10 protein-coding genes are annotated in these 10,964 nt (G+C 68.5%); 1 reads left to right on the top strand and 9 read right to left on the bottom strand.

The window, feature by feature from the left end:
* Positions 1-198, bottom strand: a 198-nt coding sequence (locus tag AC27VN_RS19925; RefSeq protein ID WP_490877621.1) for a hypothetical protein, incomplete at its 3' end; no start/stop codon positions are given.
* Between the two features lie 355 nt (positions 199-553).
* Between AC27VN_RS19925 and AC27VN_RS19920 the strand changes: the two genes are divergently transcribed.
* Positions 554-1,153, top strand: coding sequence for a hypothetical protein (locus tag AC27VN_RS19920; protein ID WP_490877620.1), 600 nt, complete (start codon positions 554-556; stop codon positions 1,151-1,153).
* 10 nt (positions 1,154-1,163) lie between these two features.
* On the opposite strand, the gene AC27VN_RS19915 is transcribed toward AC27VN_RS19920, so the two are convergent.
* The 8 genes from AC27VN_RS19915 to AC27VN_RS19880 form a co-directional block, all read right to left on the bottom strand.
* The gene (locus tag AC27VN_RS19915; RefSeq protein ID WP_490877619.1) at positions 1,164-1,790 is read right to left on the bottom strand and encodes a transposase; all 627 of its coding nucleotides are present in this window, start codon (positions 1,788-1,790) and stop codon (positions 1,164-1,166) included.
* Positions 1,791-1,798: 8 nt separating this feature from the next.
* Positions 1,799-3,055: a substrate-binding domain-containing protein gene (locus AC27VN_RS19910; RefSeq protein WP_490877618.1), complete on the bottom strand. Its 1,257-nt coding sequence runs from the start codon at positions 3,053-3,055 to the stop codon at positions 1,799-1,801.
* A gap of 206 nt (positions 3,056-3,261) precedes the next feature.
* On the bottom strand, positions 3,262-4,506 hold the full coding sequence (locus tag AC27VN_RS19905) for a substrate-binding domain-containing protein (protein WP_208508487.1): 1,245 nt from the start codon (positions 4,504-4,506) through the stop codon (positions 3,262-3,264).
* 647 nt (positions 4,507-5,153) lie between these two features.
* Complete coding sequence (locus AC27VN_RS19900) at positions 5,154-5,930, bottom strand: enoyl-CoA hydratase/isomerase family protein (protein WP_490877617.1); 777 nt, start codon at positions 5,928-5,930, stop codon at positions 5,154-5,156.
* Positions 5,927-7,912 (bottom strand): acetyl/propionyl/methylcrotonyl-CoA carboxylase subunit alpha, encoded by a 1,986-nt coding sequence (locus tag AC27VN_RS19895; RefSeq protein WP_490877616.1) that lies wholly within the window; start codon positions 7,910-7,912, stop codon positions 5,927-5,929. The genes AC27VN_RS19900 and AC27VN_RS19895 overlap by 4 nt, the downstream gene beginning before the upstream one ends.
* A 17-nt stretch (positions 7,913-7,929) precedes the next feature.
* On the bottom strand, positions 7,930-9,552 hold the full coding sequence (locus AC27VN_RS19890) for an acyl-CoA carboxylase subunit beta (protein ID WP_490877615.1): 1,623 nt from the start codon (positions 9,550-9,552) through the stop codon (positions 7,930-7,932).
* Between the two features lie 69 nt (positions 9,553-9,621).
* Positions 9,622-10,539 (bottom strand): amidohydrolase family protein, encoded by a 918-nt coding sequence (locus tag AC27VN_RS19885; protein WP_490877614.1) that lies wholly within the window; start codon positions 10,537-10,539, stop codon positions 9,622-9,624.
* 67 nt (positions 10,540-10,606) lie between these two features.
* On the bottom strand, positions 10,607-10,964 hold a 358-nt coding region (locus AC27VN_RS19880), incomplete at its 5' end, for a phosphatidylglycerol lysyltransferase domain-containing protein (RefSeq protein ID WP_490877613.1).

The following is a 10,964-nucleotide window of genomic DNA, read 5'->3' as shown; positions in this document are numbered from 1 at the left end:
CTCGTTGGCACGCTGCTGCTGCGCCTGCGGGCTGGTCAGGGCTGATGCCGCCATGCCGTTGGCCAGCCGGCCCGTCTGCACCGCGGTGCTCTGGTTCAGGTTCTTCTGCGCCATCCAGCCCGCGCTGAAGGCGCGCTGCGCGTGCGCGCCGCCGATCATGCCGCCCGCCGCCACCAGCACGGCGATGGCCCGCGCCATCGGGGCCAGGCGCCATGACGACGTGCCCCCCGCCTGCCCTGCCCGTTCCCTGCCGCTGCCCCCGCGTGTGCTCATGAGTATTCCTGCCGAAGTGGATGTCGAAACCAGGCCGGCTGCACGCACCGTGGCGTGGGCGACCGTTTTTCTAGACGAGTACCAACTGGCAAACCCGCAGACCGATCTTCGAAATTCTTGGCGGCCGAGTGTTTTCTTTCGTCTGACGGCCGACGGCGCAGGAACGATGGGCGGCAGCCGCCGCCACCGACGGATTGCGGGAATGGGTCCGCGCATCCGTCTATAGGAGAGCAGCTCGCCGAAGCTCCCTCCACATCCTCGAAAACACTATCAGATGACGATGAAAGCGGCTTTACGCCGTTGGCTGTCCCCAGGCGATGCGGCATCGGCGGTGCCCGCCTGGGCGTCTTCGGCCGCCCCGCACGCCTGGACCGATGCCCCCGACGCGCCCAGCGCCCTGCACTGGCGCGCGCCCTGGCAGGCATGCCTGCCGGCCTCGTGGCTGATGGCAACGGCGATGGCACCGAGCTTCTGGCTCGTGGGTACGCTGCTGGCGATCGATGCACGCAGCGACCATCCCGCCTTCTGGTTCTCGCTGCCGGGCATCGTCGCGCTCGTCAATGCGGTGAGCATCGCGCGCATCAACCAGCGCCAGCACCGGCAGGCCTATGCCTGCCGCGAGACGCTCGCGCTGCACTACCGCAGCATGAGCCGGCACCTGGGCTCGGCCCTGTTCCTCGCGGCCGGCTGGGGCAGCGGCTTCCTGCCCGACATCACCTGGCCGGCCGCGCACGGCCCCGCCACGCTCGCCGCGGTCGCCACCGCGCTGCTGTGGAACCTGCTGCTGGCCTGGTTTTTCGGCTGGCTCTCGTTCGCGCATGCGGGCGGGGTGCATGCGCGGATCGGCTTCGTCTATCCGGAGCGAGGCCCACGGACCTAGAGTCGGCGCATCAGCGGCCCGTCGTGTCGAGGTGCTGGGCCCGCAGGGTGCGCAGCAGGCCATGGTTGATGCGGAACTCCTCCGAGCCGCCCTGGAGCAACGCACTGTTGGCCAGGCAGCGGAAGACGATGCCCACCACATGCGAATGGGCGCTGACCTTGTTCATGTCCTGGACGAAGGCTCGCGGCTCGGGCAGCGGCTCGGAGCGCAGCAGGTAGCCGACGAACCAGCGCCACAGCATGTTGTAGCCCAGGCCCTGGCGCACGCGCTTGGGGTCGGGCAGCGAATAGACGATCTGCAGCAGCCAGGCGCGCACGATGATCCGCGCGTCGGCAACGCTCGCGCATTGGGCGCTCAGCTCGTCGAGGACCGGATCGTCGTCCGACAGCAGGCCGTCGATCGCCGCGCGCAGATCGACCAGCCCGTGCTCGCTCTGCACGAAGGCCTCGAGCCCGTCGTTCTCGAGCCACAAGGCATGCGAGACGATCCAGACCCAGGGTTCGCCATAGCGGTCGACCAGCACCGGCGTGGTCTGCGCGATCTCGGCCTGCTTCGACAGCTCCTTGTCCAGCGCATGCATCGGGATGCTGCTGGGCTGGCCGTAGGGGATGTTGAATCTCGGTTTTTTCTCTTTCATCATCCGTCTCAGATCGGGCGGCCCTTGCCAGTGCAGACGTCCGGGTTGCCGATGCGCTGCACGCTGTTGGTGGCGAAGAAGGTGTTGTAGATGGCCGTGCGCCAGTGCGCAGGCAGCTTGATGAAGGGATGCACGACGTCGCTGTTCGCGCTGCCGTAGTGCTGGGCGAAGAAGTTGCGGATTCGGGTGTTGTCGGCCGCGCTGGCATAGCACTGGCTGAAGATCAGGTGGGTCGCACCCACGATCGGATAACCGCGCGAGGGATTGGCCAGCGGACTCACGCCGGAGGCCACATAGCCGATGCCCCAGTTGCGGGCCTGCGTAGCAGCCGGCCCGGTCGGGGGGAGGATGGCGCCCGCACTGGCCGGGGTGCCGAGCGCCGCCGCGACGTCCACCTGCGACGGCAGAAAATTCTGCAGCACGCCGCCGCTCGCGCGGCTGATCGCCACGACCTTGGTCGGGTCGTCGAGGGCCACCCTCTCCGGGCTCACGTAGGCGATCGCATAGGGAGTGGCCAGCAGGGCCGCCATCACGCCATCGCTGCCGGTCACGGGGATGTACTTGCTGGCGTTGCCGACGTTCACGACCGACGCGTAGCTGCTGCCGACCGAAGGCACCAGCGTGTTGTTCACGGCGTTGAGGTGGCGCAGGAAGATTTCGGTCGTGCCGCTGCTTTCGGCGCGATAGATGACCTTGATCGGCTGGTTCAAGGTCGAGAGGCCGGCGACCTGGTTCCAGTGGGTGATGGTCGGGTCGGCGAATATCTGTGCCAGCTGGGCACTGGTCAGGTTCATCGAGCTGCGGCCCGGGATGTTGTAGGGCACGGTCACCGCCGCGAGAACGACCGGAACCTGGATCAATGGGCCGAAGCTCGCCCTGCCCAGCGTGGGGTGCGCGTCATAGGCGGTTTCTTCGGCGACGGTCACCACCGAGTCGCTGCCGGCGTAATCCACGGTCACCGGCGTCGGGTAGAACGGCACGTTCGGCGTCGACGCATTGGCGTCATGGTTCCAGACCAGCAGGTTCGAGTTGTTCTGGAAGAACGCGCTCTTGCCCGCGCCGCTGCCCACGCCGACATAGGCGTTGAAGCCGGGAACCGGCGTCCTGTTCAGGATGCCCGTGGAACCGACAGGAAACTGCGCCTTGCCATAGAGACCTTCGGGCAAGGTTCCACCGCCACCCACGACCTGGGCCGATGCGGCAAGGGCCCACGTCATCGCACCGACGACGAGCAGCGCCTTGCACTGGAAGACAGGGAATTTCATTGACCACTCCTCGAGCGGTTGTCCAACAGAGATCCGAAGGGATTGCGCGAGCACGGTTCGCCCACCCACTTTTGCAGGGGCGATCGATGCCCTGCTGAAAGTTCGAAGGTCGGCCAGACACGAATGTCTGGCCGACCTGAACGAAGGGTTGGAAGCGAGCCCGCGGCGCCAAGCCTGACGGGCCTCTCAAACCCTAGGCATCACACTCAGGCCGGACGGCCCTTGCCGGTGCAGACGCTCGTGTAGCCGATGCTCTCGGGGCTGGTCGCGGTGTAGAAGGCGTCGAAAACGGCGGTCCTCCAGTTGGCCGGCAGCTTGATGAACGAGTGCGCGGTGATCGCGGCATCGTTGTCCGTGGTGTTGTAGTGCTGGCGGAAGAAGTTGCGGATGCGGACGTTGTCGGCCGCGCTGGCATAGCACTGGCTGAAGATCAGGTTGGTCGCGCCAACGATCGGATAGCCCGCCGAGGGATTGGCCAGGGGGCTCACGCCGGACGCGACGTAGCCGATGCCCCAGCTGGTGGCCGGTGCCGAAGCGGCCGGGGGATTGATGCCGGTCAGTGCGGCCGTCACATTCACCTCGGTCGGCAGCAGGTTGCTCGTCACGCCGCTGATGGTGCGGGTGATGGCCACGACCTTGGTCGCGTCAGCGAACGCGACCTTGTCCGGGCTCACGTAGGTGATCGAGTAGGGGTTGGCAGCCAGGGCAGCCACCACGCCGTCGCTGCCGGTCGCGGGGATGTACTTGCTGGTGTTGCTGACATTCACGACCGAGGCGTACGTGGTGCCGACCGAAGGCACCAGCGTGTTGTTCACGGCGTTGAGGTGGCGCAGGAAGATCTCGGTCGTGCCGCTGCTTTCGGAGCGATAGATGACCTTGATCGGCTGGTTCAGGGCCGAGAAGCCGGGGACCTGGTTCCAGTTGGTGATGGTCGGGTCAGCGAAGATCTGGGCCAGCTGGGCGCTGGTCAGGTTCACCGAGGTACGGCCTGCGATGTTGTAGGGCACGGTCACCGAGGTCAGGACGGCCGGCACCTGGATCAGGCGACCGAAGCTCGTCTTGCCCAGCGTGGTGTGAGCGTCGTAGCCCGATTGTTCGGCGGCGGTCACCAGCGAGTCGCTGCCAGCGTAGTCGACGGTCACTGCCGGCGAGTAGTAGGGAGCGCCGCCAACCGTCAGCAGGCCCGAGTTGTTCTGGAAGAAGGAGTTCTTGCCCGCGCCGCTGCCCACGCCGACATAGGCGTTGAAGCCCGGGCTGGGGACCGTGCCCGCAGCCGTCTTGTTCAGAATACCGGTGCTCGACGTCGTGGCAGTCAGGGCCTTGCCATAGAGGCCTTCGGGCAACGTTGCACCGCCACCCGCGACCTGAGCCGAAGCGCCCGCGGCCATGGTCATCACACCGACTGCGACCAGCGCCGACAGCGCGTTGCGCTTGAAATTAACGGAAATCATCGAATTGCTCCTAAACAAACTGAAAAAGTTTGAGAAAAAATAAGAACCGAATGAGCAGATCTCGGGCACCTCTTCGCCGACAAATACAGCGTCCCAATACCCTTGAATCAACATGCCGCCATTGCCTTGGCGACAAATCAAGTTTGAAGATCGTCGATGACGCTCAGTTGAAAAATTCACCGGAACACGGCTTCAATTTCACCCGAACTTTTCGGTGAAAAAAACGAGGCGGGGAGGACGGCCGAGGACAGCGAAAGGCGTGCCGGGCCCTCGGGAAAAATCGGCTAACCCGTTGATTCTTCGAATCAAAATTCCGATGCCTTCACCGACAGGCGGGCGTCACGCGCGGGGTTGTCACCGTCCGGAAACGGGCATCCGATGCGCCGTCTTCCCGAACATCGAGAAGAGACACCCGAACATCTTTGGACATGAGCGCTTTTGGACTCGTTTTCGAGTTCGAATCCGAAGACTCACGCCAGCCCGGCATGCGGCGCGCAATGCGCCGAATCGGCATTGAATTGACATGCCGTTGCCGAACACAACATCTCGGAGCAATGTTTGCGCTGGACTTTCAATGCGCCGGCGCTAATTCCGGACATTGCGTCCGGCCATCGATTCGGCACATCGGCGATGCGCGTGCGAAGCGCTCAGCGACCGGTCCAGACCGGCCTGCGCTTCTCGTTGAACGAGGCCAGCCCTTCCTTCGCATCCTGCGTGCCCGCGAGCAGCGCGATCTGCCCCTCGGTGAAGGCGATGCCCTCGTCGAAGGACATGCCCTCGAGCGCGCGCATCGCGTACTTGCCGCGGCGGATCGCGGTCGGCGACTTGTCGGTCAGGCGCTCGAGCAGCCATTGCGTCTTCGCATCGAGTGCGTCGGCCGGCACCACGTGGTTCAGCAGACCGGCTTCCTTCGCCTCGGCCGCGCCGAAGGGCTCGCCGCTCAGGCACCACTCGCGCAGGGTGCGGCGCGGCACGATGCGCTGCAGCAGGCTCAGCACCTGCATCGGGAACAGGCCGATCTTCACTTCGGGCAGGCCGAACTGCACCGTGTCGGCGGCCACCGCGAGGTCGGTCATGCACAAGAGGCCGATGCCGCCGGCCATGCAGCTGCCGTTGATGCGTGCGATGCTCGGCAGGGTGCCGTTCTGCGTCTCGCGCAGCAGGTCGGCATAGTCGAGCGTGGGCTGCGCGAGGTCGAACGCGAAGCCCGCGCCGGGCTGCAGGTCGCCGCCGGCGCAGAAGGCCTTCTCGCCCGCGCCGGTCAGCACGATGGCGCGCACCTCGGGATCGGCATGCGCAAGGCGCCAGCCTTCGCGCAGGCCGGCCACCACCTCGGCGTTGAGCGCATTGCGCTTGTCGGGGCGGTTGATCGTGATCCAGAAGGCGCGGTCGCGCTTCTCGTGCAGGACGGCGGCGGTGCTCATGGCGCGACTCCTTCGGCAACGGGGGCATCGACTTCGATCTCGGCCACGACACGGCGCGCCTCGACCTGGTCGCCGATGCGCACATGCAGCGCGGCCAGCCGGCCGCTCACCGGCGCGGCATGCACATGCTCCATCTTCATCGCCTCGAGCGTGAGCAGCGGCTGCCCCGCGCGCACGACCTGGCCGGGCTCGGCCAGCACCGCGACCACGCGGCCGTTCATCGAGGCGCGCAGCTTGCCGTCGCCACCGCCCGAGCCGCCCTGGCGCGCGGAGGCCGCGCGCGTGGTGTCCTCGATGCGCAGCGCACGGTCGCGGTACTGCAGCCACAGCTGGGTGCCGTCGCGCCAGTACGCGGCGCTCTCGTGCACGCCATCGCAGGCGAAGCGCACGCCGTCGTCGCCGTGCTCGATCAGCTCGATCTCAAAGGCCTGCGCATCGAGCGTGACCTGGAACCGGCGCGACGCGATCAACGCGACGCTCGCATGCCGCGTCCGCCCCGCGAGTTCGAAGCGCAGCGAGATCGGCAACTTGTGCGGCAGCCGCCGCGACTGCGTGTCGTCGGCGCGCTCGTACAGCAGCACCGCCGCGAGCGCCGCCGCGCGTGCAGCCGCGGCCTCGTCGGCCTGCAGCAGCGCCGCCTGGTGCTCGCCGATGAAGGCCGTGGTGGCACCGCCCGCCGCGAACACCGGATGCACGAGGCAGGCGCGCAGAAAGGACTGGTTGGTCGTCACGCCCAGCGCCACCGCATCCTCGAGCCCCGTGGCCAGCTTGCGCCGCGCCTCCTCGCGCGTGCGGCCATGGGCCACGAGCTTGGCGATCATCGAGTCGTAGTACGGCGGCACCTCGGCGCCCGAATACAGCGCATGCTCGGCGCGCAGTTGCGGCGGCATCCGCCACAGCGCGAGCGTTCCGCTCTGCGGCACGAAGCCCTGCGCCGCATCCTCCGCGCACAGCCGCACCTCGATCGCATGGCCCTCGAAGCGCACGTCCTGCTGCGCGAGCGGCAGCGGCTCGCCCGCGGCCACGCGCAGTTGCAGCTCCACCAGGTCGAGGCCGGTCACGGCCTCGGTCACGGGATGCTCGACCTGCAGCCGCGTGTTCATCTCCATGAAGTAGAAGTTGCCGCCGCCGTCGAGCAGGAACTCGAGCGTGCCCGCGCCTTCGTAGCGGATCGCCTTCACGGCTGCCACCGCGGCCGCGCCCATGCGTTCGCGCAGCGCGCCGTCCACCGCCGGCGAGGGCGCCTCCTCGATCAGCTTCTGGTGCCGCCGCTGTACGGAGCAGTCGCGCTCGCCCAGGTGGATGGCATGGCCGTGGCGGTCGGCGAAGACCTGGATCTCGATGTGCCGCGGCTGCGCGATCGCGCGCTCGAGGATCACCTCGGGATCGCCGAAGGCGCTCTGCGCCTCCGAGCGCGCGCTGCGCAACAGGGGCGCGAATTCCTCGGCCGACGGCACCAGCCGCATGCCGCGCCCGCCGCCGCCGGCCGTGGCCTTGATCATCACCGGGAAGCCGATGCGCGCGGCCTCCTGCGCGAGCCGTTCCTCGCCCTGGTCCTCGCCCTGGTAGCCCGGTATGCAGGGCACGCCCGCGGCCTGCATCAGTGCCTTGGCGCCGGCCTTGTGGCCCATGGCCTCGATGGCTTCGGCCGAGGGGCCGATGAAGACCAGCCCGGCCTCCCTGCAGGCGCGCGCGAAGGCGGCGTTCTCGGCCAGGAAGCCGTAGCCCGGGTGCACCGCGTCGGCACCGGTGCGGCGCGCGGCCTCGACGATGGCCTCGATGCGCAGGTAGGACTGCGCGGGCAGCGCCTCGCCGATGCACACGGCCTGGTCGGCCTCGCGCACATGGCGCGCGCCGGCATCGGCGCTCGAATACACCGCCACCGTGCGGTAGCCGAGGGCGCGCGCGCTGCGCATCACGCGCAGCGCGATCTCGCCGCGGTTGGCGATCAGGATCTTGTGGAAGGGCGTGGCCTGGGTCATGGACTGTTCCCCCTCGCTCATGGCCGCGCCACCGAGAACTGCATCGGCTGCGGCTCGCGCAGTTCGGCCTCGTGGCACACGGCCAGCAGCTTCGCGAGCACGGCGCGCGTGTCGCGCGGATCGATCACGCCGTCGTCGAGCACGTGCGCGCTGGTGGTGAACACGCTCATCTGGCTGTCGAAGCGCTCGACGATGCGGCGCTCCATCTCCGCGAGCTTCGCGCGGTCGACCTCGCCGCCCTTGCGCCGCATCGCGGCCTCGGTCACGTTGACCATGGTCTGCGCCGCCTGCTCGCCGCCCATCACCGCGGTGCGCGCGTTGGGCCACGAGAAGCAGAAGCGCGGATGGAAGCCGCGCCCGCACATGCCGTAGTTGCCGGCGCCGAACGATGCGCCGCAGTAGATCGTGATCTGCGGCACGGTCGCGTTGGTCACGGCCTGGATCATCTTCGAGCCGTGCTTGATCATCCCGCCCTCCTCGTGCGCGCGCCCGACCATGAAGCCGGTGGTGTTCTGCAGGTAGAGGATCGGCGTACGCGACTGGCAGCAGGCCTGGATGAAATGGGCGGCCTTGGTGGCGCCCGCGTTGTCGATCGGGCCGTTGTTGGTGACCACGCCCACGGGCAGCCCTTCGATCTTGAAGTGGCCGACCACGGTGGCGCTGCCGTAGCCGGCGCCGAACTCGAGGAACTCGGAGTCGTCGGCGATGCGCGCGATCACCTGCTTCATGTCGACCGGCCGCTTGAGGTCGGCCGGCATGATGCCCAGCAGCTCCTCGGCGTCGAAGCGCGGCGGCTTGAAGCGCCGCGGCGGCGCCGCCGGCAGCTCGCGGTTCCAGTCGATGTGGGCGAGGATCTCGCGCGCGATGCGGATCGCGTCGCGGTCGTCCTCGGCCAGGTAGTCGCCGAGCCCCGACACCGAGCTGTGCATCAGCGCGCCGCCCAGTTCCTCCTCGGTCGCGATCTCGCCCGTGGCGGCCTTCAGCAGCGGCGGCCCCGCGAGGAAGGCGCGCGAGCGGTCGCGCACCATCACGATGTAGTCCGACAGGCCGGTCTGGTAGGCGCCGCCCGCGGTCGAGGAACCGTGCGTGACCGTCAGCACCGGCAGCCCGGCGGCCGACAGCCGCGCGAGGTTGCGGAACAGGCTGCCGCCGGTCACGAATTCCTCGACCTTGTAGGTCATGAGGTTGGCGCCCGCGCTCTCGACCAGCTGCACGTAGGGCAGCCGGTTCTCGAGCGCGAGCTCCTGGATGCGCAGCTGCTTCGGGATGCCCATGGGCTGCAGCGCGCCAGCGTCGATGCCCGAGTCGGAGGCATTGACCATCACGCGCAGGCCCGAGACCTGGCCGATGCCCGCGATCACGCCGCCGCCGGGCACGCTCTTGTCGAGGTCGGGGTTGTCCAGGCCCAGCCCGGCGAGCGAGCACAGTTCGAGGAAGGGCGTGCCGGGGTCGAGCAGCAGCGACAGCCGCTCGCGCGGCAGCAGCTGGCCGCGCTTCTCGAAGCGTTCGCGCGAGCGCTCCGAGGTGGCGGCGGCGCGCTGCTCGCAGCCGCGTACGCGCTCGAGCAGCGCGAGCATGTGGGCGCGATTGGCCTGGAAGGCTTCGGCGTGGGGGGAGAGGGTCGATTCGATGGTGGCCATGGTCTGCGGAAGAGTCCATGGCAGCTTAGGCAGCGCCCCCCGGGGCGTCTTGTGCCCAGTGGCTGGGGATCAGCGCACGCCGAACAGCCCGGCCGCGTTGTCCCACGCCACGCGCTGCGCCACCGCGGGCGGCAGCTCGCCGAGCCAGCCGCGGTAGCCGCGCATCAGCTCGTCGTAGGCGCTCCAGCGCTGGTTGACCCAGGTGTCGGAGCCGATCAGGAAGCGGTCGGGAAAGGCCAGGATCAGCTCGCGCCACGGCGCGCACAGCGTGCCGCCCTCGCAGACCAGGCCCGGTCGGTACGACAGCTCGCCCATCAGCTTCGGATAGCGCTCGAGCATCTGGCGCACGCGCGCCACCGGCGTGCCGCCGATGCCGGTGTGGGCCCAGATCAGCCGCGTGTCGCGGCCCTGGCTCGGCGTGTGGGCCATCAGCAGGTCGACCGCCTCGTCGTCCACGTGCGCGAGCACGGCGAGCTGTTTCTGCTCGGCCAGCGCCATCAGTTTCTTCGCGACCGGGCCGTTGGCATTGGCACTCTCGTAGAGATGGAACTCGCCGATGCCGCGGTAGGGCCCGCTCGCGGTGCCGCGCTCGAGTTCGGCCAGCACCATCTCGTGGATGCTCTCGTCGCGGAACCAGTTGTTGTAGTCGGCGCGGTTGCGGTACAGCCGCACGAAAGGCACCACGGTGACGCCGGCCTCGCGGGTCTCGCGCAGCGCCGCGAGCGTGCGCGTGCCGTCGTTGGGCCGCGAGTTGCCGACGATGGCACGCACGCCGTTGCGCTGCATGCGCGCGAGCGCCTCGGCCGGCGGGAACGGGCCGCTGCTGCCGTTCCAGGCCTCTTCGTTGTAGTGCAGGTGGGTGTCGAACAGCGGGCCGGTGTAGTCGGCGGCCCGGGCCGCGAATGCGAAGCCGGCGGCGACAGCGGCAACGACCGCGGATGCGGCGCGCGGCCAGCGTCGATGAAGGGAATCGGTGGTCCGGGTCATGCGGGCTCCTCGCGGCGGATGCGGTCGGTACGGTGGGCGGCGGAAGAATACCCGTCGCCGCGCCGGCTCAGCGCAATAACCGTGCCCTGAACTTCTGCACCATCGCCGTCGGCGCGTACGAGCGCTTGCTGCGCCGGAAGCCCGCGATGCCCATGTCCTGCTCGAAGTTGAGCCAGCGCACCGGCCGGCCGAACCCGGCCTCGAACTGCCGGCAGAAGTGCTGGAACATGTGCGGGTAGATGCCCGCGTGGCTGTCGAGCCCCTTGGCGAAGCGCATCGCGAACACGCCGGGCTGCAGTTCCTGCGCGAGCACGAAGCCCAGCGGCTCGTCGTGCGCGAAGTGCACGAAGCCCTCGAGCCCGAGTGCCGCCGCGTCGGCGATGGCTGCGCGGCACGGCGCCTCGTCGGCCTCCCCCGCGGCCTTG

The organism is Variovorax sp. 20P10.2.4, assembly GCF_058244205.1.
The sequence above is the reverse complement of the archived record's forward strand: the minus strand, read 5'-3'. Positions and strand labels throughout refer to the sequence as shown.